The organism is Sphingomonas sp. SFZ2018-12 (assembly GCF_022496715.1).
Classification (GTDB): Bacteria; Pseudomonadota; Alphaproteobacteria; order Sphingomonadales; family Sphingomonadaceae; genus Sphingomonas.
Genome location: NZ_WTFM01000001.1, coordinates 1,825,418 through 1,851,698, shown reverse-complemented (window position 1 = coordinate 1,851,698; position 26,281 = coordinate 1,825,418). Strand labels below are relative to the sequence as shown.

The window sequence follows — 26,281 nt, the reverse complement described above, 5'->3', positions numbered from 1 at the left end:
GGACCTTATAGCCGCGCGCGCAGCGTCACGCGGGCGTTGATCGGCGCGCCGGGCGTCACGTTGTTATTATTGTGCGCGTCGCTGAAATAATCGGTGTCGAACAGGTTCTCGACATTGACTTGGATGTCGAAGCGCGGATCGATGGTGTAGAACAATGCCGCATCGACGCGCGTGAACGCGGGCAGGCGCGTCGTCGCCGGCGACGTGCGGATCGCCGCGAACTGGCTGCCCTGATGCACCACGCCCAGCCCGATGCCGATCGCCGGGGCGACCTGATAACGGTTCCACAGCGACGCCTGATGCCGCGGCACCTGGCCCAGCCGCACCGCGTCGTTGCCGCGCAGCACTGCGTCCTGATAGCTGTAGCCGCCGCTGACCTGCCATTCAGGCGTGATCCGCCCGGCGAGCCCAATCTCGACGCCCTCCGTCCGCGTCGCGCCGATATTGATCGACAGCGCGGGGTTGAGCGGGTCGGGCGTCGTCGCATTGGTCCGGTCGAGCCGGAACAGCGCGACCGTGGCGGTCAGGTCGGGCCGGATCGCCCATTTCGCGCCGACCTCGTAATTGGTGAAGGCTTCGGGCGCCAGGTTCTGCTGAGTCGTCGAAAGCGCCAGGAACTGGTCGCCCGAACGCGGCAGGAAGGACCGGCTGTAGCTGCCATAGAGCGACAGCGCAGTCGTCGGCTTCAGGATCAGGCCGAACCGCGGCGACACCTTGTCGTCGGTGCGTCCGAACGGCCGGTCGGGGGTGGCCGCGAAGTCGACGCCCGCAATTTCGAACCGGTCGTAACGCAGGCCTGCGACGATCTCGACAAGCGTGCCGATCTGAAACTGGTCCTGGGCATAAACGGAGAACACGTCGACATCCGACCGGCGGTCGTTGGCCGGGATGTCGAAGCGGACGGTCGGATAGACGGGGTCGACGACGCTGATCCGCGCCGACGACAGCGTGCCGTTGAGCCGCGCGTTGCGGCTCGACTGGTCGGCGACCTCGACCCCGATCAGCAGCGTGCTCCGCGCCCCGCCCAGATCGGCCGTCCAGATCAGATTGCCCTGGCCGATCAGATTCTCGCGCGTCGTCGTGTCGGTATAGGCTCCAAGCGCGAAGGTGCCGTCGCTGGCGCGCACCGCGCCGTTGGGAAAGACGTTGGTATAGAGCTTGTCGTAATTGCCGTAGAGCAGGGTCGTGTCGAGCGTCAGGCCGGGCGCGATCTGGCCCTCGACGCGGAGCTTGGCGACATGTGCCTGCAACGTCGTCCGATTGACGCCGGGCACGCCGAAGAACGTGTCGCGCGCGTTGGTGATCGGGCGATTGTCGAGCGACGGGACGCCGCGATCGGTCACGCGATCGTCGTCCAGATATTCGTAGGACAGCCCGACACGCCACGTGCGGCCCAGTTCGGCGGCGGCATAGGGATTGATCGCGAACCGTTCCCCGTCGACGAAATCGCGAAAGCTCTCCAGCCCCTCCGCCATCGCGTTGACGCGCAACGCCGCGCCGGGCGCGATCGGGGCGTTCAGGTCGGCGCTGACCAGCGTCGCGCCGAAGCTGTTGACGCTGGCGTCGGCACCGAAGGCGAACTGGTCGGCGAGCGGCGTCTTCTGGACGCGGTTGATCACGCCGCCGCCGCCGCCGCGGCCAAAGGTGAGCGCCGCGGGCCCCTTCAGCACCTCGACCCGCTCCAGGTTATAGAGCGGGCGGAAATACTGCACATCGTCGCGCACGCCATCCAGGAAGAAGTCGGCGGTGGTGTTCTGGCCGCGGATCGTCACCTGATCGCGATTGCCCTCGCCCTGGCCGACGGTGGTGCCGGGGACGTAGCGCAGCGCCTCGCCGATGCTCAGGATCGCCTGATCGTCCAGCTGCTCGCGGGTCAGGACCGTGATCGTCTGCGGCGTGTCCTTCAGTGGCGTACGCGTCTTGAGCGCGGTCGTGCCGTCGGTCGCCAGATAGCCGTCGGCCTGGCCGATGACGATGATTTCCTGCTCGGGCGTCTCGGGGGCAGATGCTGGCGGGGCTTCCGGCGCAACGATGGCTAGTGCGGTGGAAAGTAGCAACGCGGAACTCAGCAACGTCATTCGTCGTCTCCCTGTGCGAGAGGCGATTAGCTTAATGCGTGTCATTTGCAATAGCAGAAATGCGATCGAAACGACTTAATCCCCATTGCATTCAGGGGAGGGGTTGGGGTGGGGACTGTCTATTTGCCGATCCGAACGGACAGGCCGCACCCCCTACCCCTCCCGTGAAGGGGAGGGGCTCAAGAGGCGAGCCCATCCTGATCGTGATCTATTCGAACTCGAGGATCGCGGCGTCGACCATCAGGCTGTCGCCCGGTACGGCGTTGGCGGCCTTGACCACCCCGGCACGCTCGGCGCGCAGGATATTCTCCATCTTCATGGCTTCCACCACCGCCAGCGGCTGTCCCGCCTCGACCCGGTCGCCCGGCGCGACGTGCAGCCGGGTGAGCAGTCCCGGCATCGGGCACAGCAGGAACTTGCTCGTGTCGGGCGGCAGCTTCTCGATCATGTGACGGGCCAGCGCCGCCACTTCCGGGCGTTCGGCGCGCACCACATGGCGGGCGCCGCGTGTCTGCAGCACCCAGCCGCCGCCGCGACGCCTTTCGACGCGCAGCGCCAGCGGCGCGCAGTCGATGACCGCTTCGGCCATCCGCATGCCGGGGCCATGGTGCAGTTCGAGCGTCATTGCCACGCCGTCGACGATTGCGCCGCCTTCGGTCAGCGCGACCTCGTACGTCGTGCCGTCGCGCGTCACGGTCCACGCAACGCCGGGGTCGGGCGCGCCATTCAGCCGCCCGCTGATCGCCCCGGCACGCAGGCGGTCGGCACGGGTCAGCGCCGCCGCCACCGCCGCCAGCTGCGCGGGCAGATCCTCGGCCATCGCCGCGCCATGGAATCCGTCGGGATATTCCTCGGCGATGAAGCCGGTGGTGAGATTGCCCGAACGGAAGCGGGGATGCTGCATCAGCGCCGACAGGAAATCGACATTGTTGCCGACGCCCTCGACCACGAAGCGGTCGAGCGCCTGCACCTGCAGGTCGGCGGCTTCATCGCGAGTCGGCGCCCAGGTGATCAGCTTGGCGATCATCGGGTCATAGAAGATGCTGACCTCGCCGCCTTCGGTGACGCCATCGTCGACGCGGATATAGGCTGCATCGCGCTTCTCGACTTCGCTCGAAGCGAACGGCGGTGGAGCGGCATTCGCTCCGTTCGTATCGAGCGTGATTCCGTTCGTATCCAGCGAAGTCGAGATCCGTTCGCCCTCGCTATGCGCATCTCTCTCGCTCGCGAGCGGGGACGACCAGGTCACATATGGCGTCTCCTCCGCCGGCGGCGGCGCATAGCGCACAAGCCGGCCGGTACTCGGCAGAAAGCCGCGATAGGGGTCCTCGGCATAGACACGGTTCTCGATCGCCCAGCCGTCGAGGCGAATGTCGCCCTGCCCGAAGCCCAGCGGTTCGCCCGCCGCCACGCGGATCATCTGCTCGACCAGGTCGATGCCCGTCACCGCCTCGGTCACCGGATGCTCGACCTGCAGCCGCGTGTTCATCTCCAGGAAGTAGAAGCTCTCGCCGGTTGGGTCCGCGCCGCTGACGATCAGCTCGACCGTCCCTGCGCTGAAATAGCCGACCGCGCGAGCCAGCGCGACCGCCTGCTCGCCCATCGCGCGCCGCATCGCGGGCGTGACGAAGGGGGAGGGGGCTTCCTCCACCACCTTCTGGTGGCGGCGCTGGATCGAACATTCGCGCTCGCCCAGATAGACGATGTTGCCGTGCTGGTCGCCCAGCACCTGAATCTCGATGTGGCGCGGGCTTTCGATGAACTTTTCGATGAACACGCGATCGTCGCCGAAGCTCGCCAGCCCCTCGCGCTTGGTCGCCTCGAACCCTTCGCGGACATCCTGTTCGGACCAGGCGAGCCGCATCCCCTTGCCGCCGCCGCCCGCCGACGCCTTCATCATCACCGGAAAGCCGATGTCGCTGGCGATCCGCACCGCCTCGTCGGTATCGGCGATCTCGCCCAGATAGCCGGGGACGACATTGACGCCCGCCGCCTTGGCGAGCTTCTTCGATTCGATCTTGTCGCCCATCGCCGCGATGGCGCCCGGCGGTGGACCGACGAACGCGATTCCCGCCTCCGCGCACGCCTTTGCGAAACTCTCGCGCTCCGACAGGAAGCCATAGCCGGGGTGGATGCAATCCGCGCCCGTCGCCTTCGCCGCTTCCAGGATCAGGTCGGCGCGCAGATAGCTCTCCGCCGCCGGCGCCGGCCCCAGCCGCACCGCCTCATCCGCCATCAGGACATGGGGGCTGCGCGCATCGGCATCCGAATAGACCGCCACTGTCGCCAGCCCCATGCGCTTGGCAGTGCGGAACACGCGACACGCGATTTCGCCGCGATTGGCGACGAGGATTTTCTTGAACATCAGAGTTCCAAATCAATAAAATTCATCGACCCATTCCGCGTTTATCCAGGATGTGCACCGATCGGGATCATTAGGTTGATCATCGCGTAAAGGTTCGTGATTCACATACAGAACAGTCAGCCGTTGCAGTCGCTCGTTATGATCTGTGATACTAATTCGGTCACCAGGAGCAGGCAGCTGATCGAACCTGAACGTTCCCCAAAGCCTGCGATCCCCATTCTTTGTGACAAAGAGGGGCGCGGAGATCATCGACAGTTGCCCATTACGCCGCATTCGGTGCCCGCGCACCGCGCAGTAGCCCGTCGGTGCTCAAATCTTCGTCGATTTCCGGCCAGTGGATGCCATAGCCTGCCCCGGCCCGCTCCCAGTTCGCGCGTTGCTGTGGCGTGGCGTGCAGGAGGCGCGGATACCAGGCCAGGGGCGCAGAGATCGTGCGGCCGTCCATCAGGTCGACGATCAAGCTGTGCTCGTCGCAACGGACGTCCAGCACGCGCTCGTCGGTGAGCTTAGCCGAAATGTTCATGCCATGCCTCCAGAAACTCCGCGCGATGGGCGTCGACCATCTCGACAATGCCACTGATCTCATGCGCTCGAAAGCCTCGACTTTTCGCCACTTCGATCGTTTGCAGCCAGACCTTCATGGTCGCATCACCTCGATCGACGTGAATGCGCGGCGGCTCGTTCGGCTCGTGGCTGTAGAAGTAAAACCTGAACGCGCCGATCCGCTTTACGGTGGGCATTGCGCGCCTTCGCTGTCCAACGCCATCGCCTTCACCCCCAGCCGCTCGAACAGCGCGGCGTCCGCGTCATCCCCCGCATTGCCGGCGGTCAGCAGCTTGTCGCCGGTGAAGATGCTGTTCGCTCCCGCCAGGAAACATAGCGCCTGCGTCGCCTCGCTCATGCTCTCGCGGCCTGCGCTCAGCCGCACCATGCTTTCCGGCATGGTGATGCGGGCGACCGCGACGGTGCGGACGAACTCGATATCGTCGATCTTGGCGAGCGGCGTGTCGGCCAGCATGTCGCCCAGCACTGTGCCCTTTACCGGCACCAGCGCGTTGACCGGCACGCTTTCGGGATGCTGGGGCAGGGTGGCGAGCGCATGGATGAACCCGACCCGGTCCTCGCGCGTCTCGCCCATGCCGACGATGCCGCCGCTGCACACATTGATGCCGGCGGAGCGGACATGATCCAGCGTCTCCAGCCGGTCCGCGAAGGTCCGCGTGGTGATGACGTCGCCATAGCGCTCGGGCGAGGTGTCAATATTGTGGTTGTAGTAATCGAGGCCCGCGTCGGCGAGCATCGCCGCCTGCCCCGGGGTCAGCATCCCCAGGGTCATGCAGGTCTCCATGCCCATCTGTCGCACGCCCTTCACCATCTCGACGATCGCGGGCATGTCGCGGTCCTTGGGGTTGCGCCACGCCGCCCCCATACAGAAGCGCGTCGAGCCATTGTCCTTCGCCTGGGCGGCGGATTGCAGCACCGCACGCACGTCCATCAGCCGGGTCGCCTTGAGCCCCGTCTCGGCATGGACCGATTGCGAGCAATAGCCGCAATCCTCAGGGCAGCCGCCGGTCTTGATGCTGAGCAACGTCGATCGCTGCACCGCGACCGGATCATGATGCGCGCGGTGGACTTCAGCGGCGCGGAACACCAGTTCGGTGAAGGGCAGGTCGAACAGCGCGGCGATTTCGTCGCGCGTCCAATCGGTGCGGGATTCGGCGGTCACGGGTATTTCCATCGATCAGGTCAGTGCGAAAAAGCAAATGGCGACCGCGGCGACCGCCATCACCAGCGAACTGCCTTTGACCAGCACGGTGACGACGGTTTCCATGGTCTGGCTCGCCCTATGGCCCTGGCCGGCGATCGGCAAGCTCCGGCTCGCCCCGACCAGCGCGGCGAGCAAGATGCCTGCGACCAGCAGGTAGGAAGACAGCCACAGCGCGTGGATCACCCCGGCTGCCCACGCCTCCGGCACGGTCAGATAGGGCCAGAACAGCGCAAGCGCGATCAGTGCCGGCCCGGTCTGCACAGCGGTCAGGTGCGCGGACAGGCCCATGCGCGGGTTGCGCAGCTTAGGGATGGCGATCCCGATGAGCAGCCCGAGCGAGAACAGCACGAACCCCGCCTTGCCGAGCAGGATCGCCGTCGCCGTCACCGCGCATCCTCCCCCGCCGGCGGCATGTTGTGGCCCAGCAGGCGCAGCACGTCGGCGGCGCATTCGACCACGTTCGATCCGGGCCCGTAGATGCCCTGAACGCCCGCATCGCGCAGGACATCATAATCCTGGGGCGGGATCACGCCGCCCGCGATCACCTTGATGTCCGGACGGCCGGCGGCACGCAGCCCGGCGATCAGCGCCGGGATCAGCGTCTTGTGCCCCGCCGCCAGCGACGACGCGCCGACAATGTCCGCGCCGGAGTCCAGCGCCAGCACGACGGTCTCCTCCGGCGTCTGGAACAATGGGCTGCTCACCACGTCGAAGCCCATGTCGGCAAAGGCGCTGGCGATGACATTGGCACCGCGATCATGCCCGTCCTGGCCCATTTTCGCGACGAGGAGTTTGGGTTTCCGACCCAGCCGGCGGGCGACCGCGTCGACGCCGGCGGTGACCTGTGCCCAGCGGTCATCCTCGGCATAGGGAGCGGCATAGACGCCCCTGACCGGGGTGGGGACGGTGGCGTGACGGCCGAACACGTCCTCCATCGCAGCGGAAATTTCCCCCAGCGTGGCGCGGGCGCGCGCCGCGGTGACGGCGAGGGCCAGGAGGTTGGTTTCAGTTCCTCCCCGAGCTTGCTCGGGGAGGGGGACCGCCGCCAACGGCGGTGGTGGAGGGGTCTGGGCCGGCAATTGCCCCTCCACCATCGCTTCGCGATGGTCCCCCTCCCCGAGGCGAGCTCGGGGAGGAGCTTTCGCCGCTTCCCGCAACGCCTCCAGCGCAGCCTGCACAGCAGCTTCGTCGCGCCTCGCCTTCACCGCGTTGATCCGCGCAATCTGCGATTCGCGCACCGCGGCATTGTCGACTTCCAGCGTCTCCAGCAGGTCCTCGTTCGCCAGCCGGTATTTGTTGACGCCGACGATCACGTCCTCCGCCCGGTCGACGCGGGCCTGACGCGCGGCGGCGGCTTCCTCGATCATTGCCTTGGGCCAGCCGGCGGCGACCGCCTTCGCCATGCCGCCTTCGGCCTCGACCCGCTCGACGATCTCCCACGCCTTGTCGGCCAACTCCTTGGTCAGCGCCTCGAGATAGTAACTGCCGCCCAGCGGATCGACGACACGGGTCATCCCCGTTTCTTCCTGCAACACGATCTGGGTGTTGCGGGCGATGCGGGCGGAGAAATCGGTGGGCAGCGCGATCGCCTCGTCGAGCGCGTTGGTGTGGAGCGACTGGGTGCCGCCCAGCATCGCCGCCATCGCCTCCACGGTGGTGCGGATGACGTTGTTGTAGGGGTCCTGCTCGGTCAGCGAGACGCCCGATGTCTGGCAATGGGTGCGGAGCACCTTCGACCGCTCGTCCTGTGCCCCCAGCATCGTCATCGCCCGGTGCCACAGGAGGCGGGCGGCACGCAGCTTGGCGACTTCCATGAAAAAGTTCATGCCGATCGCGAAGAAGAACGACAGGCGGCCGGCGAACTTGTCGATATCGAGTCCGCTTTCCACCCCGCGCCGGACATATTCGATCCCGTCGGCGATGGTGAAGGCCAGCTCCTGCACCTGCGTCGCCCCGGCCTCATGCATGTGATAGCCGCTGATCGAGATCGAGTTGAATTTCGGCATGTTGGCCGAGGTATAGGCAAAGATGTCCGCGATGATCCGCATCGATGGCTCGGGCGGGTAGATATAGGTGTTGCGGACCATGAACTCCTTGAGGATGTCGTTCTGGATGGTCCCTTCCAGCAGCGCCTGATCGACGCCCTGTTCTTGCGCCGCGACGATGAAGAAAGCGAGGACGGGGATCACCGCGCCGTTCATCGTCATGCTGACCGACATCTGGTCGAGCGGAATGCCGTCGAACAGGATCTTCATGTCCTCGACCGTGTCGATCGCTACGCCCGCCTTGCCGACATCGCCGGTGACGCGGGGATGATCGCTGTCATAGCCGCGATGGGTGGCAAGGTCGAAGGCAACGCTCAGCCCCTTCTGCCCGGCGGCCAGGTTGCGGCGATAGAAGGCGTTGGATTCCTCAGCGGTCGAAAAGCCCGCATATTGCCGGATCGTCCAGGGGCGGCCGGCGTACATCGTTGCCTTCACGCCGCGCGTATAAGGCGCGAAGCCGGGCAGGCCGGGGTCGATCCCGGCCACGTCCTCGGCGGTGTAGAGCGGCTTGACCGCAATCCCCTCCGGCGTGTGCCAGGTCAGGTCGCGGCCCTTCACTTCCTTCGCGGCGAGCGCCGCCCAGTCGGCGGGGGTCGGGCAGTCGGTCATCTCAGCCCTCTCCCCCGAGAGGAGAGGGTTGCGCAGACTTGGCGGCTCTGCCGCCTAGTCGAAGCTGGGAGAGGGGTGTGCGACGCTGGCAGCCGCCCATCCCCCTCTCCAACTCCGCCTAGCCCCAGCCTTCGCTGGGGCAAGGCTGCGTATCCTCCCCCCGTGGGGGGGAGGGTGGTGGTCGTCTCAATGCGCATCCTTCGGCGTCTCCATGATCTCGGTCAGCACGCCGCCCATGTCCCTGGGGTGCACGAAGAAAATAAGCGTGCCATGCGCCCCGATCCGCGGCTCGCCCAGCACGCGCGCGCCCTTGCCCTCGAACCACGCCTTGGCTTCGTGAATGTCGGGCACTTCATAGCACAGATGATGCTGCCCCCCGGCCGGGTTCTTGGCGAGAAAGCCATGGATCGGCGAGTTCGCACCCAGTGGCTCGATCAGCTCGATCTGGGTGTTGGGGGTGTCGACAAAACACACCTTCACCCCCTGAGCGGGCAAGTCGAAGCGGGCGTGAATGCGCGTCGCGCCCATCACGTCGCGGTAGAACGCGATGCTGTCGGCGATGGAGGGCGTTGCGACGCCGATGTGGTTGAGGCGGCCGAGGATCATCGGGCCCTCGTCTCCGCAGGAACGGTGAAGCTCATTCGAACGGTCAGCTTGGCCATCGCCCTTCCTCTCTTTCAGCTTCCCTTCTTCGTCATTGCGAGCGCAGCGAAGCAATCGAGCCGCGCCGTGGGGCCGAAGCGTGGGAATGGATTGCTTCGCTGCGCTCGCAATGACGAGTTGCGGCAACGCTACCCTAGCCATGCACAATCTGCCCATACAGATCGTCCCAGTCCGGGTTCATTCCCTCGATCAGCGCCAGCTTCTTCGCCCTCGATCCGCCCTTGATCTGCTTTTCGCGGGCGATTGCCGCCTCCATCGTGTCGGCCAACTGATACCAGACCAGCATCTTGCAACCGTAACGCTTGGTGAAACCATCCGCGACACCCTCGCGATGCTGCCAGACCCGCTGGGGCAGGTTGGAGGTGACGCCGGCGTAAAGCTTACCGTTACGTTTGTTGGCCATCAGGTAGACGGCAGGCTGGAAATAGTCCCTCAAGCTACCACCCCCATCGTCATTGCGAGGTGCCAAAGGCACCGTGGCAATCCAGACCCGCGCTCACCGCGCGCGGCCCCGCTGGATTGCTTCGCTGCGCTCGCAATGACGAATTGGGAGGAGTGGCGGCATCGCTATGCTTGAGGCAGCCGAAAATAGCATCAATGTCACCATGCATAAGTAGCGAACCAAGCTGCCCAAAGAAGAAAGCAACCACTAACCAAGTTAAAACCAGTCATCAGCCAAAACGCGAGGCTCGCATTCTGTCGCTGAACGCGTCCACGCTGCGTGTGGACATGGTCACTGATAATTGCCTGGGTGCCGTTCCAGATCAGAAAGCTGGCAGCGAGAACACAAACCAAGGAATAGACCTGCGCGGTGCTCACAGCGGAATGTTATCATGCTTCTTCCACGGGTTCTCCAACTGCTTCCCTCGCAGCTTGCGTAGCCCCAGCGCGATGCGCCGCCGGGTCGAGTGCGGCATGATCACTTCGTCCACAAACCCCTTGCTCGCCGCGACGAACGGGTTGGCAAACCGCGCTTCATATTCCGCGGTCCGCTCGGCAATCTCTTCCGGCGTGCGGCCGCGGAAGATGATCTCGACCGCGCCCTTCGCGCCCATCACCGCGATCTCGGCGGTGGGCCAGGCATAGTTCAAATCACCGCGCAGGTGCTTCGACGCCATCACATCGTAGGCGCCGCCATAGGCTTTGCGGGTGATGACGGTGATCTTGGGCACCGTCGCTTCGGCATAGGCGAACAAGAGCTTGGCACCATGCTTGATGATGCCCGAATGCTCCTGCCCCACGCCGGGCAGGAAGCCGGGGACGTCGACGAAGGTCACGATCGGAATGTCGAACGCATCGCAGAAGCGCACGAAGCGCGCGGCTTTTTTGGATGAATTGATGTCGAGCACGCCGGCCAGCACCATCGGCTGGTTGGCGACGATGCCCACCGTCCGCCCCTCGATCCGGCCGAAGCCGATGATGATGTTGCCGGCGTGGGCGGGCTGCAGCTCGAAGAAATCGCCTTCGTCGACCGTCTTGGCGATCAGTTCGTGCATGTCATAGGGCTGGTTGGCGCTGGGTGGGATCAGCGTGTCCAGGCTATCCTCGATACGATCCCACGGGTCGTCGCATGGCCGCTCGGGCACGTCCTCGCGGTTCGACGACGGCAGAAAATCGAAAAAGTCGCGCGCGGCCAGCAGCGCCTCGATGTCGTTGTCGAAAGCGAGGTCGGCGACCGACGATTTGGTGGTGTGGGTGACCGCGCCGCCCAGTTCCTCCTGGGTCACCACTTCGTTGGTGACGGTCTTTACGACATCGGGGCCGGTGACGAACATGTAGGACGAATCCTTCACCATGAAGATGAAGTCGGTCATGGCCGGCGAATAGACCGCGCCGCCCGCGCACGGCCCCATGATGAGGCTGAGTTGCGGCACGACGCCGCTGGCCAGCACGTTGCGCTGGAACACCTCGGCATAGCCGCCCAGGCTCGCCACACCCTCCTGGATGCGCGCGCCGCCCGAATCATTGAGGCCGATGACCGGCGCGCCGACCTTCATCGCCATGTCCATGATCTTGCAGATCTTCTGCGCATGGCGTTCGGACAGCGAGCCGCCGAACACGGTAAAGTCCTGGCTGAACACGAAGACAAGGCGCCCGTTGATCGTGCCCGATCCGGTGACCACACCGTCGCCGGGGATGACCTGATCCTGCATGCCGAAATCGGTGCAGTTATGCTCGACATACATGTCGAGTTCCTCGAAGCTGCCGGGATCGAGCAGCACGTCGAGCCGTTCGCGCGCGGTCAGCTTGCCCTTGGCGTGCTGGGCGTCGATGCGCTTCTGGCCGCCCCCCAGCCGCGCGGCGGCGCGGCGACGCTCCAATTCGGCGATGGTCGATGACAAAGGGCATCCCTCCACATTTTGCGGCGCTTAGTTCCAGCGACCCGGCGCGGATGCAAGCGCGAATGTGACCGCGCATGTCGCGCAGGGCAGGATATGATTGGTCGGGACGACAGGATTCGAACCTGCGACCCCCACACCCCCAGTGTGATGCGCTACCAGGCTGCGCTACGTCCCGACCGAGCCGGCGCCATTACGCCGATGGCGGCGGGCTGGCAAGCCGGAAACCGGCCGCGCGGTTCGCGGGCGCGGCGACGGGCCGCGATGGTTGCGCAGGCGGCGGCGAGGTGGTAGCGCGCGCCGCTTGATGGAGGCGACGACCGCGCCTCCGCTCCATCCGGATTTTGGCAACCCATGTTCGTAACGCCTGCTTTCGCTCAATCCGCCGCAGCCGCCGGCCCGGCCGGCCCGCTGGGCGGCATCCTGCAGATCGCGCCGCTGATCCTGATCTTCGTCGCATTCTATTTCCTGATGATCCGGCCGCAGCAGCGCCGGGTGAAGCAGCTTCAGGCGTCGATCGCCGCGGTCAAGAAGAACGACCAGGTCGTGACCGCCGGCGGGCTGGTCGGCAAGGTGACCAAGGTCGAGGATAGCTTTGTCGAGGTCGAGATCGCGCCCAATACGCGGGTCAAGGTGGTCAAGATGACGCTCGCCGAAGTGACGCCGGTCGGCGGCGGCAAGCCTGCGAACGACTGATGCTCGACTTTCCCCGCTGGAAAATCTGGGCGGTCTGGGCGACGATCGCCGTCTGCCTGCTGCTCGCCATTCCGAGCATGCTGCCGGAACGGGTCCGCGGCCAGCTTCCCGCCTGGCTGCCCAAGCCGACGATCAACCTCGGGCTCGACCTGGCGGGCGGCAGCTATATCCTGCTCGAAGCCGATACCGATCAGGTCGCGACCACGCGGCTGGAATCGCTGCGCGAACAGGTGGCGACCGAGATGCGTCGCCAGAACCCGCGCATCTCGATCGGCGACATTTCGACGCGCGACAACCGGCTGAGCTTCATGCTGCGCGATCCGTCGCAGGTCGACGCGGCGCGCGAACGGTTGCTGGGCATCACCGGCAGCGGCGCGGGCCTGACCGGCCAGCGCGAATGGAATATCGAGGTGGTCGACCAGAGCCGCTTCGTACTGACCCAGACGCAGGCTGGCCTTGACCAGGCGATCGACCGCGCGATGGCGGACGCGACCGAGGTCGTGCGCCGCCGCATCGACGAACTCGGCACGCGCGAACCGACGATCGTGCGCCAGGGCAGCAACCGCATCGTCGTGCAGGTACCCGGCCTCCAGGATCCCGAGGCGCTGAAGGCGCTGCTGGGCAAGACCGCGCGGCTCGATTTCAAGCTGGTCGACGTCAATGCCGATCCCGGTCAGATCGCGCGCGGCCAGGCGCCGATCGGCAGCGAGATCCTGCTCTATGCCGAGGGCGCGGCGCCGATCGCGGTCAAGCGCCAGACGCTGATTTCCGGCGACCAGATCGTCGATGCGCGTCAGGAATTCGATCCCCAGAACGGATCGCCGATCGTGGCGATCACATTTGATGCTGCCGGTGGCAATCGCTTTGCCCGGGTCACGCGCGAGAACGTCAATCGCCCGTTCGCGATCATCGTCGACAATCAGGTCATTTCCGCGCCGAACATCAACGAGCCGATCCTGGGCGGCCGCGCGACGATTCAGGGCGGCTTCACCGTCGAAAGCGCCAACGAGCTCGCAATCGCGCTGCGTTCGGGCAAGCTGCCCGTTGACCTCAAGGTGGTTCAGGAAAGCTCCGTTTCCGCCGAGCTCGGCGCGGACTCGATCCGCTCGGGCGTGATCGCGGGCGTCGTCGCCAGCGTCGCGCTGATGATCTTCATGGTCGTCACCTATGTCCGCTTCGGCGTTTACACGACGCTCGCGCTGCTGGTGAACGCGATCATGATCCTGGGCATCATGGCGCTGCTGAACGCGACGCTGACGCTTCCCGGCATTGCCGGCTTCGTGCTGACGATCGGCGCGGCGGTCGACGCCAACGTGCTGATCAACGAACGCATCCGCGAAGAGGTGCGGCGACCGCGTGGCACCATCCAGGCGGTCGAGTTCGGCTACAAGGAAGCCTCGACCGCGATTTTCGACGCCAATATCACCAACGTGATCTCGGCGGCGATCATGTTCTTCTTCGGCTCCGGCCCGATCCGCGGCTTCGCGGTCGTGCTGGCGATCGGCATCGTCACCTCGGTCTTCACCGGCGTCACCTTCACCCGGCTGCTCGTCGCCGACTGGCTGAAGCGCAACCGCCCGAAGACCCTGAACATTTGAAGGCCCGCCGCCCATGCGCCCGTTGAAGCTCGTCCCCGACAGCACCAACATTTCGTTCCTGAAATGGCGCAACGTCGCCATGTTGATCTCGTTGCTGCTGCTGGCGGCGTCGATCGCCCTGTGCGCGGTCAAGGGCTTCAATCTCGGCATCGACTTCATCGGCGGCCAGTCGCTGCGTGTCACCTTCCCCCAGCCGGTAGCGACCGAGCAGCTGCGCGCGCGCGTCGACGCGCTCGGAATCGGCGAGGCGACGATCCAGCAGTTCGGCAGTCCCAACGAAGTCGGCATTCGCACCCCCTTGCCCGATGGCGGCGACGAGGCCGCCGACCAGGCCGTCGCCAAGCTGCGTGCGGCGATCACGAAAGACTATCCCGGCGCGCGGATCAGCGGCGTCGAAAGCGTGTCGGGCAAGGTCAGCCAGGAGCTGTTCCGCGTCGGCGCGATCAGCCTTGCGCTCGCGATGCTGGGCATTTCGCTCTACATCTGGTTCCGCTTCGAATGGCAGTTCGGGATCGGCGCGCTGTTCGCGCTGTTCCACGACGTCGTGCTGACGCTCGGCTTCTTTGCGCTGACCCAGCTCGAGTTCGACCTCAACATCGTCGCCGCAATCCTGACGATCATCGGCTATTCGCTCAACGACACGATCGTCGTCTATGACCGCATCCGCGAGAATATGCGCAAGTACCGCAAGATGGACATGGTGGCGCTGCTCGACCTGTCGATCAACGAAACGCTGTCGCGCACGGTCGTTACCAGCCTGTCGCTGGGCATCACGTTGACCATCCTCCTGCTGCTGGGTCCGGAAGTGATCTTCGGCTTCACCGCCGCGATGCTGCTCGGCATCGTGATCGGCACCTTCTCTTCGGTCTACGTGTCGGCGGCGATCCTCATCTGGCTGAAGCTCAATCCCGACAGCTTCCTGCCGAAGGAGGCGACCGGCGCGGCCAAGGGCGCCGAACGCGTGGTGCGCGAGCAGCCCTGATGCGGCTCGACCGCGCGGGCAAGCCGCAGGGGCCGATGATTTCCGGGATGGGCGCACGCGGTTTCCGCGTCGATGACGGCATCTATCCCGCGCTTGCGATCACGCCGCTGCGCGCCGACCAATGGATGCCGCCCGCCGTCGACGCGCTCGCCATCGACGACCTGGCACCGCTGCTCGTGCTCGATCCGTTGCCCGAATTCATCCTGCTCGGTACCGGCACGCGCATGATGCGGCCGCCCGCGGCGCTGGTCGCGGCGCTGGACGCGCGCGGCGTCGGGGTGGAGTTCATGGACAGCCGGGCGGCGGCGCGCGCCTGGGGCGTGTTGCGCGCCGAATTACGATGGATCGCGGCCGGACTTTATCCGTTGGGCTGATTGCGCGCGATCGAGCGATTTGCAACGACAGGCGAACCTACGAGCCGGTCCGCCTCAGAGGATCAGCCAGGCCAGAACGAGAATTGGTACCCAAGCGAGCACGGCGCACAGCACGATCGTGAAGAACCGCCGTCGCAGAGACCAGACCGGGACCGGATCGTCTTCCATATCAAATGCTGCAGCGCCAATGGAGCGATCGTTACAATATACGATCCTGGATTAATCAACTTCGTTAATACGATACGCTTTTGCCAGCCAATTCGGCGAAACATTTGAACCAAAATGGAGTATTCGCCGGTCGGCTCAAAACTTATGCTTCGCCCGAACGTCTCTTTCATTTTGCACGCGTTTGCGGACTCATCGAAGTGGCGACACACGCAGCCAGCATCGTTCGCAGCGACGTGGCATTGGTTTGCCAATCATAGGCTCCGACGGTTTCGGCCACTTCGCGCGGGCCCGGCGGCGCGGAAATCAATTCGGCGATCGCGGCCGCAAAGGCCGCGGGCGTGCGCGGCACGATGCGGCCGGCAGCGGGACGGTCGATCAGCTCGCGCGCACCGCCGGCATCGGTGACGACGATCGGGGTCCCGCAGGCCAGCGCCTCGACCCAGGCATTGGCCAGGCCCTCGCTCGCCGACGCGAGCGCCATGACGTCCGCCGCAGCGTACAGGCCGGGCAGCCCGTCATGCGCGACCGCGCCGAGCAGGCGAACGCGATCGGGGACGCCGCGCGCGCGAATTTGTGCGGCGAGGCTGGCACGTTCGGGGCCTTCGCCGGCAATCAGCAGCGATACGCCCGGCAGGCTTGCGACGGCGTCGACCAGGATGTCGTGGCCCTTGCGCGCAACCAGCGCTCCGACGCTGACGACCAGGGGGCCGGTCACCCCCAGCGCCGCGCGCGCGATCGCCGGAACAGCCGGGTGGAAGCGATCATGGTCGATGCCGGTGCGATGAACGCTTACAGGGCGTGTGATCCCGGTGGCTGCCATGTCGTCGGCAAGCGCCTGGGACACCGCCAGCAGATTATGCGCGGCGTTGCCGGCGTCGCGCACCTGGGTGGCGGTTGTCCGGTTCCGCCCCCAGAAATGGATGTCCGCCCCCCGCGCCTTGATCGATACCGGCACGCCGAACCTGCGCCCCAGCCATATGGCGGCCGGACCATCGGGAAAGAAGAATTCCGCATCGATGACATCGAAGGGGAAGTCGCGCCGCAGCCGCTTCAGCGCCGGGTGCAACGCGCGGCTCAGCATCATGGCATGGAAGCGGCCCCCAGTTGCGGGCAGATTCAGGAATCGCGGCCGCGCTACGTCGAGCCCGCGCCACGTCTCGTGATGCGGCAGCGTCGCCAGCGACCGGTAGTGACGCGCACGATCGAGCGGGAAGGGCGGGATCCCGACCGGCGCGACGACGCGCACCTCGGTATCGGGCAACGCGGCCAGCGCGCGCGTCTGGCGCTCGACGAAGATCCCGAAATTGGGACGCGTGGCGTCGGGAAACAGCGTCGAGAGCGTCAGGACACGCAGCATGCGGGGCGTCTAGCACGCCGGGCGTTAACGTTGCGCGCAAAGTAAACGGGGCCGCGGATGACGCGACCCCGTTCATTTGTCTTTCGTGTCGAAAGTTAGCGGCAGCGACTGCCGCTACGCTCGATCTCGCGGCCGGCCACCGCGCCCGCGGCAGCCCCCAGCAGGGTCCCGACGGTGCGGTCGCCACGCGTATCGATGGTGCGGCCGACGAGCGCGCCGGCGACGCCGCCGACCACCAGACCGGTCGTTCCGTCAGGCTTGCGGCAATAGCGGCGACCGTCGCGGCCGCGCCATTCGCGATACTCGTAGCGCTTGCGCGGGTGCGCCTGGACATCGTCGGTCGGCAGGGCCATCGACACCGGCATCGCCACCGCAAGCGCGGCCGCCCCGAGAATCAGTTTACGCATCGTCTGCTCCATCTGTTGTCCTGAATTGCGGAACCAGAACGTAGACGTTCGCAAAAGAGTTGCATGAACGAAACGACAGGAACCCGGACTGCGGGGACTTGCATAGCCGCTGCCGCGATGAGCCGCCCCGTTGAGTAGATGAAACGACAGCGATGCGGCGCGTGGGCGGACTTGGCATCGTCCTCCCGACTGACTATCGGGTGCCCGCGTCGCTCGATTTCCCCCACGCCCGGAATCGGCCGGGTTATCCCCGTTATCCACATTAGTCACAGGCTCTCGCAGCCGATTCGCCCTTGGTGCGACTCGTCAAAGGTGACACTCTTTGCCTGTAGCCGGAGCGATCGGAACGCGGGAAACCGGGGAAAGATCAGAGGGTTACGAGGCCTGATGAGCTTATGATCGGCAACGATCGGACGGCGCAGCGGGTCGGGACGAAAGCGCATCAACCAAGGGTCGGGCCGTTTCGACGGCGCGATAATCGGAAGACAAGCGGAGCGGACCAAGCCCGCCGACGCGAAAGCAGCGGCGGGGAGCGAAATCGGCGGGAAGGGCGCGAGCTGGACCCGTGGATGGAGCGCAGATGGCGGGACAGGCGCTTCGGCGCGGCCCCGTCGTCGGTCGAAAGGAAAGATGCGGGGCCGTTTCGGCGGACCGGCATCGGACGGATCGACCAGGGCGTCGTGCGAAGGGCCGCTCGCGGCACGAACACGGCGTTGCCGCCGAAACCAGGTTGGCGCGGGTGCCTTCGGGAAACTCGGGCGAACCGAAGTCCGGCGACCGGGGGACTGGCGGAAACGCCGGTCCCCTTTTGCGTGACGTGCGGACCGCGTGAGCACGCGTTTTCCCACCGATCCATGCGAGGGTCCCACCCGTTCGCAACGAATGCACGGCATACGAAACACGCCTTGTGCATCGGAGAGCCCGCGTCGCGCGTGCGTAATGTCATGCTATTTGAGCGGATAACGGGCGATCGCCTCGTAACGCGAGCCGTCCCGGCCGAGATGGCTTTCAAACAACAGGAAATGGTCGAGCGTGAAGGGCGGGCTGGCGAGCGCGGCGTTGCACGCGAGGAAGCCGTCGATCGGCCCGGCGCCGCCGCTCATCCGCGCGAGCGTGATGTGCGGCAGATAGGCGCGCCCCTCCGGCGGCAGGCCGATGCGCACCAGCGCCCGATCGATCTTCAGGTGCAGCCGGGTCAGCGCGTCGTGTGGACTAACGCCTGCCCAGAGCGAATTGACGCGCCCGCGCGTGGTGAACTGGCCGACACCGGCGAGCGTCACGGTGATCGGGGCGAAAGCAATGCCCAACAGCGCCTCGGCGACATCTTCGGCGACGGGTCGCTCGACCTCGCCGATATAGCGCAGCGTCAGGTGCAGCTGGCCGTCATCCTGCCAGCGCGCGCGCTCGACCCCGCGCATGACGGCGCCCAGCGCGTTGCGGATGGCGGGCGGCGGACGCAGCCCGACGAAAAGGCGGTGCATGGCGGCAGCCCCGTTAACCCTCAATCCCGATGCAGGACGAACCGGTTTTGCTTGAAAAGCAAGGACCGAAGCGCGATATTTCCGGTAACCGGCATCGTTGCCGGGCAAAGGAGTTATTCTGAGATGGCAAACTGGTCTGATCCCCGGACGACCGCCGCCCCCTATGCGACGGCCGCGGGTACGCGCGAGGGCGTGTACGATGCGGGGCTGCGGTCCTACATGCTTTCGGTCTACAACTACATGACGTCGGGCGTGCTGCTGACCGGCATCGTCGCGCTGCTGTTTTCGTGGGGCGGTGTCGAATCGCCGGCTTATACGTTGATTGCATCGGGCGGCCCGATCGCATGGCTCATCATGCTGTCGCCGCTCGCTATCGTCTTCGCGATGAGCTTCGGCCAGGGACGCATGTCGACCGGCACGCTGCAGCTGCTCTACTGGGCGTTCACCGTCCTGATGGGCCTGTCGCTGTCGACGATCTTCCTGCGCTACACCGGCGGCTCGATCGCCAGCGCGTTCTTCGCCACCTCGGCCGGTTTCGCGGGCCTCAGCCTGTGGGGCTACACGACCAAGAAGGACCTGTCGGCGTTCGGCACCTTCCTGATCGTCGGCCTGGTCGGCCTGATCGTCGCGAGCATCATCAACATCTTCGTCCAGTCGGGACCGCTCAACCTGATCATCTCGATCGCGGGCGTGCTGATCTTCGCGGGCCTGACCGCTTATGACACGCAGAAGATCAAGAGCATCTACTTCCAGGTGGCGGGAACCGAGTGGCAGGGCAAGGCGGCCATCATGGGCGCGCTGAACCTCTACCTCGACTTCATCAACATGTTCCTGTTCATCCTGCGCCTGTTCGGCTCCAGCCGCGACTGATCGCCGGGCGAACCGCAAAAGTGACGAAGGGCCTGGCGGGCGACCGCCGGGCCCTTTTTGCTTGGACCGGAACGGGGCGCGGCCACGGTGCGTTGCGGATGGAAGATGGAGGATCATATGACCGACGACCAATCCCCGCGCGATGCCCAGATTATCGACGAAAAGGCGCTCGACGGCCTGGCGGTTGCACCGCCTGATCCGGGGGCCGAACCCCCCAAGTCGCCGCAGGGCGACGCCGGCAGCGACCGGGCGATCACCGATCGACTGGAGGGTTCCCCCGATGATGCCGATGCACAGCTCGACCGCGGGCTGGATGAATCGATGGATGCTTCGGACCCGCCCTCCGCCGTGCTGCCCGCCATGCGCGATCGTCCCGCCGGGAACTGACCGGCACAGGCGCGCGCATTCGACCATCCCCCGCCGCTTCGGGCTTGTCTGAAGCGGCGCAGCAATTATGCCATGGCGATCATGGCGTCTCTCAAATCCCCCGTCGGTGCGGCTGCACGCGCGCTGCTGATCTTCATCCTGTTCTTCGCGGTCACGCTGGCACCGGCCCGGGCGGCGGTGACCATCACCTTCTGGTCGCAGGAGTTCGGCAGTAACTTCCCGCATGCCTTCTTCACGCTGAACGGCACGCCCGACGCGGGCGGGCCACCGGTCAACACAAGCTATGGCTTCACGCTCAAGCGAATCTCGCCCGCCGCGCTGTTCGGGAACGTGCCGGGCGACGTCCATGTGACCAAGCAGGACTATATCGACAAGAGCAACGCGCACTTCTCGGTCGTGCTGACCGATGCGCAATATGCCGCGGTGCTGCGGCTGGTCGAAGAATGGGGACCGCGCGGCAACAGCACCTACAACCTCAATCGCCGCAACTGCGTGCACTTCGTGGCCGAAGCGATGCGGCGGTCCGGACTGACCGTGGTCGAGGCGAAAAAGCTGATGAAGAAGCCGCGCAGCTTCACCCAGTCGATCGAGGCGATGAATGCCCCGCGCGTCACCCGGCTCGAAATGCCGGCGGAACGCTATTACGCGACGCTGGGCCTGCCCAAGACGAGTGCGGCGCCGGTGGGCGCAACGGTGCTGGCGCGCTGAGCGACGCGTCGCCGCCGCGCTTAATCCAGCCGTCGCCCCGGTACGGGCCAGGGCCGTTAGAGCGGGAAGCGCGACATGGCCAGCAGCGCCGGCCTGCGCCGGGGCGATCACCTATCGCTTGAGGATGTCGAGCGCCGCTGCCGTCAACGCCTCCGCTGCCGTGCCGAAGGTAGCCTCAGGATCGGGTGCCCAGAACGGGCTGTGCAGCGACGGCAGCGCCGCGCCGCCCGATTGTGCCGCCGCCCAGCGATCCGCCGGCACGCCGCCGACCCAGACGATCAGGCTCTGGATCGACCGGTCGGCCAGATAATAGCGGCCGAAATCCTCCCCCACCATGCTGGCGGGAACGTCGCGCACGCGCTGCTCGCCGAAGCGTTCGGTCAGCAGTGCGCGCATCCGTGCGGTCAGCGGTTCAGTGTTGAAGGTGGCGGGGGTATAGCCGGGCTTGACCGTCACCACCGGCATCCGGTCCGCCGGGATGCCCGCCGCCGCCGCCTCTCCCGCCGCGATGCGCGCGATGCCTTCGAGCAACGTCTTGCGCGCAGTTTCCGAATAGCTGCGCACGGTCAGCTGCAGCCGCGCCTCGTCGGGGATGATGTTGTGCGTCGCACCGCCGTGAAAGCTGCCGACCGTAACCACGCCCGGGTCCTGGGGGTCCAGCTCGCGCGCGACAAGCGTCTGCAGCGTTCCGACGATGCGGGCGGCAAGGACGATCGGATCGCGGGTGGTGTTGGGCGCGGCGCCATGGCCACCGACACCGCGCACGTGCACGTCGACCGTGTCGACATTGGCATAGATATAGCCGGATTTGATCCCGATCGTCCCGGCCGGCATGCCTGCGCTGTCGTGAAAGGCGATTGCGTGGGTCGGGTGCGGAAAGCGCGTGTAGAGCCCGCCGTCGAGCATTGCCTGCGCGCCCTCGCCACGCTCTTCGGCCGGTTGCGCGATCATCACCAGCGTGCCCGACCAGCGATCCTTCATCGCGGCCAGATTGTGGAGCGTCGCCACCCATGCGGTCATGTGGGTGTCATGCCCGCACGCATGCATCACGCCGGTCTCGCCCCCGCCATCCGCCGCCACGCGGACCTTGGACGCAAAGGGCAGGCCGGTTTGTTCGACCACCGGCAGCCCGTCCATGTCGGTGCGGATCAGCACCACCGGACCCGCGCCGTTGCGCAGCACTGCGACCACGCCGGTGCCACCGACCTTCTCGGTCACCGCGAATCCCGCCTTGCGTGCCTCGGCGGCGAGCAGGGCGGCGGTGCGCACCTCCTGTCCCGCCAGTTCGGGATGCGCGTGGAGATCGCGATACAGCGCGGTGAGCCGGGGCATCTGCGCGCGCGTCGCGTCGGCGACCGCATCGGCTTGCGCAGGGGCCGCGATCAGCAGCGGCAGCAGGGCGAGAGCGGTGCGCATCGACAGGGGGTTTCCGGAGGGGAAGGGGTGGTTGGGACTAGGGTGTCGCGGGGACGAGTTCCATCACGTCCAGCGTCGATTCCATGTGCGGATAGGGAAAGACCAGCCGCCACCGCTTGTCGGCAATCCGCTCGACGACGGCGGCCAGGTCGCGCTGGCTGTCGCGGCCATATTGCATCGCGCGCTGTTCGTCGGCCATCATCATCGTGCCGAGAAAGATGCCGCGCGCGCCATTGTCGGGAAAGATCAGACCGACGGGACGCTGCGATCCGTCGATCTTGTACAGGCTGCTGACATCGCCTTCATGTTCGATCCGGCAGGCGAAGCGCGGATAGCTGACATAGTCGAGCCGCCGGTGGCCCTGCGACCCCAGCTTGATGATCCGGCACCGATAGTCGCCCGGCGGCGGCACCGCGCCCGCCAGTGCATGGTCGGGCGAAAACAGGTCGGGATCGGCGGCGATCGCGCCATCATCCTTGCCGCGCGCCTCGGCCAGCGCCGCGAGCCACGCCGAGCGCCAGCGCCGCAGCCGGTCGCGGTCGGTCGGGGTGGCGGTCTGCTTCCATCCCATCGCCGGCGGGGTCGACGGCGGCGCTGCGGCCGATTGCGGCACCGACGTGCCGCTGCAGCCGATCAACGCCACCACCCCGCACAATATCGCCGTCATTCTCGCCATCACGCCACTCATCACGCATCCTCGTGCCCGATGGTAGCAGCGCCGTCGATCATGGCCAGTGCGAAATCAATGCCTGGCCGGGCGAGTGTGCGGCCAGGCTCAGGCGGCGGTCCAGCCCCCGTCGACGGGCAGGTTGGTGCCCGTGATCGACTTCGCCTCGTCGCGGCACAGGAAGACCGCCAGCGCGGCAACCTCTTCGGGCTGGACGAATTCCTTGGTCGGCTGCGCATCCAGCAGCACGTCGTTGATGACCTGTTCGCGGGTCAGTCCGCGCGTCTTCATCGTGTCGGGAATCTGGTTTTCGACCAGCGGCGTCCAGACATAGCCGGGCGAGATGCAGTTGGCGGTGATGCCGTGCGTCGCCACTTCCAGCGCCACCGTCTTGGTGATGCCGACCACGCCGTGCTTGGCGGCGACATAAGCCGACTTGTTCGGGCTGGCGACCATCGAATGCGCCGACGCGGTGGTGATGATGCGGCCCCAGCCGCGCGCCTTCATGTGCGGAATGGCGGCGCGCATCATGTGCCACGCCGAAGACAGGTTGATCGCGATGATCGCGTCCCATTTTTCGGGCGGGAAATCGTCGATCGGTGCGACATGCTGAATGCCGGCATTGTTGACGACGATGTCGGGGCCGCCCAGTTCGGCGTGGCAGCGTTCGACCATCGCCACGATCTGATCGGGCTTGGTCATGTCGGCGGCATCATAGAGCGCATTGGCGCCGCTGGTTTCGGCGAGCTTGGCGCGCTCCGCTTCGATTGCGTCGGCTTCGCCGAAACCGTTGATCATCACGGCCGCGCCCTCCGCTGCGAACGCCTTGGCATAGGCAAGGCCGATGCCCGAGGTAGATCCAGTGATGAGTGCGGTCTTGCCTTTGAGGAACATGGGATACTCCTGTGGTTGGGGGGAGTTCTGTGTCCTTAGATACGCGCCTTCGCCTAAGCTCAGTCGCTACTCAGGATGAGCGGACAATATCCTGGCTTCGTCGGTCCGAACCCGGTCATCCTGAGTAGCCGCTGAGCGAAGCCGAAGCGGCGTATCGAAGGACACGAGCCACGCCGGGTCACTTGCGCGTCAGGTCGAACGCCGCCGTCTTGCCGTCGACGATATTGGCGGCGATCACCTGGGCGTTGGCCATGGTTTCGGTGATGGCGGCGCGCCCCGCCTGCCAATGGTCGCGCATCGTGCGCGCGGAAAACTCGAAATCGCGACTGCCCCCTTCCCACGCATTGGCGCGGTGGATCAGGTGGACGACGCTGACGGGCTGTTCGGTCGCCTGGGCCTTCAGCGCCCGCACGTCGGGATCGTCGCACATCTCGGCGGGCAGCTTGTTGAGCACGCGGCGCATCGTCTGTTGTTCGCGGCGGCGGCGAAGCAGTTCGTTGGAAATCTGGCGCGTGCGGCTGGAATAGCGGATTTCCTTCTCGCGCGCGCTTACGTCCATAATCGTGCGCGGCCGGGTCGAATGGGCGGAAAACAGGTCGACCTGGAACACGAGCATCGGCTCGCGCTGATGATCGAGGACATGGGTGAGCGGCGTGTTCGACACGATGCCACCGTCCCAATAAAGCTTGCCGTCGATGTCGACGGGCGGAAGCCCGGGCGGCAGCGCGCCCGATGCCATGACGTGGCGCGCATCGATTCGACCGTTACGCGTGTCGAAATACTCGAAATTGCCACTTTCGATCTCGACCGCGCCGACCGACAGCCGCACCGGTCCGTCGTTGAGCAGATCCCAGTCGATCAGCGCGTCGAGCGTCTCGCGAAGCGGCGCGGTGTCGTAGTAGCTGAGCGCGCCTTCGCTGCCCGGCGGCGCAAAGGTGGGCGGCATCATGCGCGGGCGGAAGAAGCCCGGCACGCCCGTCGTCGCCACGACGCCGGCCGACCATTCGTGAATCATCTCCCGGACATAATCGTCCTGATAAATCGGGAAGCAGGGCAGGCCCGACGTCACCTTGTCCCAGAAGGCGCGGAGGCGCTCGATCCGGCGTTCGGGCGGATTGCCGGCGAAGATCGCGGCGTTGACCGCCCCGATCGAAATGCCCGCCACCCAGTCGATTTCGACCGCGCTTTCGGCCAGCGCCTCGATCACACCGGCCTGGTAGCTGCCGAGCGCCCCTCCGCCCTGAAGGACGAGCGCGACGCATTCGGGGAGCGGCATCGCGGTGCGGGTCCGCCGCAGCGGCTTCGACTCAATATCTGCCATGGCGTCTCCATGCGACGTTGCGTGCTGCGCCGCAACAACGGATCGGTGCGGACTTGCCAAAAAGCGGCATGGCGAAAGCCAGTGCAACGACCTGGCGAATGGCGCATTATGACACGGACCGGCATGTGACGGCATGGCAAAGGGGGAATGCCCGAATGCGTCTCGATGATCTCGATCCCAGCGACAATGTCCGCGACCTTGGCAGCGGCGGGGGCGGCGGCGGTTTCGGTGGGGGCGGGTTCAACCTGCTCGGCCTGCTGCCGTTGCTGCTCGGCAGGCGCATGGGGTGCGGGACGATCGCGCTGCTGCTGATCGTCGGCGCGGGCTATCTGATGCTCAGCGGCGGCGGCGGCGGGCTGATCCCCGCGCAGAATGTCGGGCAGGGCGCCCGCCAGCCACAGGTCGCGCAGGGCGGCGCGGGCGGCGCGGTGTGCAACACGGCCGAGCGGCTGTTCGCGTGCCGCGTGCTCGAATCGACCGAACAGACCTGGGAACCGATCTTCGCCGTACAGGGATCGCGCTATCAGGCGCCGACGCTCAATTTCTATCAGGGCGGGGCGCAATCGGGCTGCGGTGCCGCGTCATCGGCGGCGGGGCCCTTCTACTGCCCGCCCGATCAGGGGATCTATCTCGACACCAGCTTTTTCGACGAGCTCGCCAGCCGCTTCGGCGCGCGCGGCGACTTTGCCCAGGCCTATGTGATCGCGCATGAGGTCGGCCACCACATCCAGAACCTGACGGGCCAGGCCGCCGAAGTTAGCCGCGCGCAGGCGCGGCTCGGCCGCGCAGAGGGCAATGCCATGTCGGTACGGCTCGAGCTCCAGGCCGACTGCTATGCCGGCGTATGGGCGGCGCGCAACCGGTCGCGACTGGAACAGGGCGATATCGAGGAGGGTCTGACCGCGGCCAATGCAATCGGCGACGACACGCTGCAACGCCAGAGCCAGGGGACCGTAGTGCCCGACAGCTTCACCCACGGCAGCTCGGCGCAACGCGTAAAATGGCTGCGCATCGGCCTGCAATCCGGCGACCCCGCCGCGTGCGATACGTTCAGCGGCGCGATTTGAGCGGGCTGTCGGCGGTCTCGT

At 66.0% G+C, this 26,281-nt stretch carries 25 protein-coding genes and 1 tRNA gene; 8 read left to right on the top strand and 18 right to left on the bottom strand.

Features of this window, described 5'->3' with window-relative positions; translation table 11 throughout:
* Window positions 1-5: 5 nt before the first annotated feature.
* The 11 genes from GO308_RS08770 to GO308_RS08720 all read right to left on the bottom strand — a co-directional run bounded on the left by GO308_RS08770 (window position 6) and on the right by GO308_RS08720 (window position 12,045).
* Window positions 6-2,078, bottom strand: coding sequence for a TonB-dependent siderophore receptor (locus tag GO308_RS08770; RefSeq protein ID WP_240885146.1), 2,073 nt, complete (start codon window positions 2,076-2,078; stop codon window positions 6-8).
* Between the two features lie 208 nt (window positions 2,079-2,286).
* Entirely contained in the window at window positions 2,287-4,443 is a 2,157-nt protein-coding gene (locus GO308_RS08765; protein ID WP_240885145.1) for an acetyl/propionyl/methylcrotonyl-CoA carboxylase subunit alpha, read from the bottom strand.
* A gap of 262 nt (window positions 4,444-4,705) precedes the next feature.
* Entirely contained in the window at window positions 4,706-4,966 is a 261-nt protein-coding gene (locus GO308_RS08760; RefSeq protein WP_240885144.1) for a DUF2442 domain-containing protein, read from the bottom strand.
* A complete protein-coding gene (locus GO308_RS08755) occupies window positions 4,950-5,183 on the bottom strand; it encodes a DUF4160 domain-containing protein (protein WP_066481859.1) in 234 nt (77 codons plus the stop codon). Before GO308_RS08755 ends, GO308_RS08760 begins: the two co-directional genes overlap by 17 nt.
* Window positions 5,171-6,169, bottom strand: coding sequence for a biotin synthase BioB (gene bioB, locus GO308_RS08750; RefSeq protein ID WP_240885143.1), 999 nt, complete (start codon window positions 6,167-6,169; stop codon window positions 5,171-5,173). The genes GO308_RS08755 and bioB overlap by 13 nt, the downstream gene beginning before the upstream one ends.
* A 15-nt stretch (window positions 6,170-6,184) precedes the next feature.
* The gene (locus tag GO308_RS08745) at window positions 6,185-6,598 is read right to left on the bottom strand and encodes a hypothetical protein (protein WP_240885142.1); all 414 of its coding nucleotides are present in this window, start codon (window positions 6,596-6,598) and stop codon (window positions 6,185-6,187) included.
* Window positions 6,595-8,865, bottom strand: coding sequence for a methylmalonyl-CoA mutase (gene scpA, locus GO308_RS08740; protein WP_240885141.1), 2,271 nt, complete (start codon window positions 8,863-8,865; stop codon window positions 6,595-6,597). Before scpA ends, GO308_RS08745 begins: the two co-directional genes overlap by 4 nt.
* Before the next feature lie 186 nt (window positions 8,866-9,051).
* Complete coding sequence (gene mce / locus GO308_RS08735; RefSeq protein WP_240885140.1) at window positions 9,052-9,471, bottom strand: methylmalonyl-CoA epimerase; 420 nt, start codon at window positions 9,469-9,471, stop codon at window positions 9,052-9,054.
* Between the two features lie 190 nt (window positions 9,472-9,661).
* On the bottom strand, window positions 9,662-9,931 hold the full coding sequence (locus GO308_RS08730) for a GIY-YIG nuclease family protein (protein ID WP_240885224.1): 270 nt from the start codon (window positions 9,929-9,931) through the stop codon (window positions 9,662-9,664).
* Between the two features lie 412 nt (window positions 9,932-10,343).
* Entirely contained in the window at window positions 10,344-11,870 is a 1,527-nt protein-coding gene (locus tag GO308_RS08725; RefSeq protein ID WP_240885139.1) for an acyl-CoA carboxylase subunit beta, read from the bottom strand.
* A gap of 98 nt (window positions 11,871-11,968) precedes the next feature.
* A tRNA-Pro gene (locus tag GO308_RS08720) sits at window positions 11,969-12,045 on the bottom strand.
* A 176-nt stretch (window positions 12,046-12,221) separates the two neighbouring features.
* Between GO308_RS08720 and yajC the strand changes: the two genes are divergently transcribed.
* Genes yajC through GO308_RS08700 form a run of 4 tightly spaced genes read left to right on the top strand, consistent with a single transcriptional unit; the run spans window position 12,222 to window position 15,517 of the window.
* Window positions 12,222-12,563 (top strand): preprotein translocase subunit YajC, encoded by a 342-nt coding sequence (yajC, locus tag GO308_RS08715; RefSeq protein WP_066481871.1) that lies wholly within the window; start codon window positions 12,222-12,224, stop codon window positions 12,561-12,563.
* Complete coding sequence (secD, locus tag GO308_RS08710) at window positions 12,563-14,161, top strand: protein translocase subunit SecD (protein WP_066481873.1); 1,599 nt, start codon at window positions 12,563-12,565, stop codon at window positions 14,159-14,161. Before yajC ends, secD begins: the two co-directional genes overlap by 1 nt.
* Window positions 14,162-14,174: 13 nt before the next feature.
* Window positions 14,175-15,143 (top strand): protein translocase subunit SecF, encoded by a 969-nt coding sequence (gene secF, locus GO308_RS08705; protein ID WP_066549309.1) that lies wholly within the window; start codon window positions 14,175-14,177, stop codon window positions 15,141-15,143.
* Window positions 15,143-15,517 carry an MTH938/NDUFAF3 family protein gene (locus GO308_RS08700; RefSeq protein WP_066481879.1) on the top strand — a complete coding sequence of 125 codons (375 nt, stop codon included), beginning with the start codon at window positions 15,143-15,145 and terminating at the stop codon, window positions 15,515-15,517. The genes secF and GO308_RS08700 overlap by 1 nt, the downstream gene beginning before the upstream one ends.
* 334 nt (window positions 15,518-15,851) lie before the next feature.
* Here the strand turns inward: GO308_RS08700 and GO308_RS08695 are convergent, their stop codons facing one another.
* The 3 genes from GO308_RS08695 to thpR all read right to left on the bottom strand — a co-directional run bounded on the left by GO308_RS08695 (window position 15,852) and on the right by thpR (window position 18,930).
* Entirely contained in the window at window positions 15,852-17,042 is a 1,191-nt protein-coding gene (locus GO308_RS08695) for a glycosyltransferase (RefSeq protein ID WP_066673598.1), read from the bottom strand.
* 95 nt (window positions 17,043-17,137) lie between these two features.
* On the bottom strand, window positions 17,138-17,449 hold the full coding sequence (locus GO308_RS08690; protein WP_066481894.1) for a glycine zipper 2TM domain-containing protein: 312 nt from the start codon (window positions 17,447-17,449) through the stop codon (window positions 17,138-17,140).
* Between the two features lie 947 nt (window positions 17,450-18,396).
* A complete protein-coding gene (gene thpR, locus GO308_RS08685; protein WP_240885138.1) occupies window positions 18,397-18,930 on the bottom strand; it encodes an RNA 2',3'-cyclic phosphodiesterase in 534 nt (177 codons plus the stop codon).
* Between the two features lie 123 nt (window positions 18,931-19,053).
* Between thpR and GO308_RS08680 the strand changes: the two genes are divergently transcribed.
* From GO308_RS08680 to GO308_RS08670, 3 genes are all read left to right on the top strand, one after another.
* Window positions 19,054-19,800: a Bax inhibitor-1/YccA family protein gene (locus GO308_RS08680; protein ID WP_066481885.1), complete on the top strand. Its 747-nt coding sequence runs from the start codon at window positions 19,054-19,056 to the stop codon at window positions 19,798-19,800.
* A 117-nt stretch (window positions 19,801-19,917) separates the two neighbouring features.
* Complete coding sequence (locus GO308_RS08675) at window positions 19,918-20,187, top strand: hypothetical protein (protein ID WP_066481898.1); 270 nt, start codon at window positions 19,918-19,920, stop codon at window positions 20,185-20,187.
* A gap of 81 nt (window positions 20,188-20,268) precedes the next feature.
* Window positions 20,269-20,895 (top strand): hypothetical protein, encoded by a 627-nt coding sequence (locus tag GO308_RS08670; protein WP_197418120.1) that lies wholly within the window; start codon window positions 20,269-20,271, stop codon window positions 20,893-20,895.
* Between the two features lie 111 nt (window positions 20,896-21,006).
* Here the strand turns inward: GO308_RS08670 and GO308_RS08665 are convergent, their stop codons facing one another.
* The 4 genes from GO308_RS08665 to GO308_RS08650 all read right to left on the bottom strand — a co-directional run bounded on the left by GO308_RS08665 (window position 21,007) and on the right by GO308_RS08650 (window position 25,193).
* Window positions 21,007-22,311 carry an amidohydrolase gene (locus GO308_RS08665; RefSeq protein ID WP_240885137.1) on the bottom strand — a complete coding sequence of 435 codons (1,305 nt, stop codon included), beginning with the start codon at window positions 22,309-22,311 and terminating at the stop codon, window positions 21,007-21,009.
* 37 nt (window positions 22,312-22,348) lie between these two features.
* Complete coding sequence (locus GO308_RS08660) at window positions 22,349-22,987, bottom strand: DUF4893 domain-containing protein (protein ID WP_082731247.1); 639 nt, start codon at window positions 22,985-22,987, stop codon at window positions 22,349-22,351.
* A gap of 99 nt (window positions 22,988-23,086) precedes the next feature.
* On the bottom strand, window positions 23,087-23,872 hold the full coding sequence (locus tag GO308_RS08655) for a 3-hydroxybutyrate dehydrogenase (protein WP_066670560.1): 786 nt from the start codon (window positions 23,870-23,872) through the stop codon (window positions 23,087-23,089).
* 178 nt (window positions 23,873-24,050) lie between these two features.
* Window positions 24,051-25,193, bottom strand: a complete 1,143-nt coding sequence (locus GO308_RS08650) for a patatin-like phospholipase family protein (protein ID WP_240885136.1) — start codon at window positions 25,191-25,193, stop codon at window positions 24,051-24,053.
* A gap of 155 nt (window positions 25,194-25,348) precedes the next feature.
* Here GO308_RS08650 and GO308_RS08645 point away from each other — a divergent pair, with 155 nt between their 5' ends.
* A complete protein-coding gene (locus tag GO308_RS08645) occupies window positions 25,349-26,260 on the top strand; it encodes a neutral zinc metallopeptidase (RefSeq protein ID WP_240885135.1) in 912 nt (303 codons plus the stop codon).
* Window positions 26,261-26,281: the final 21 nt, after the last annotated feature.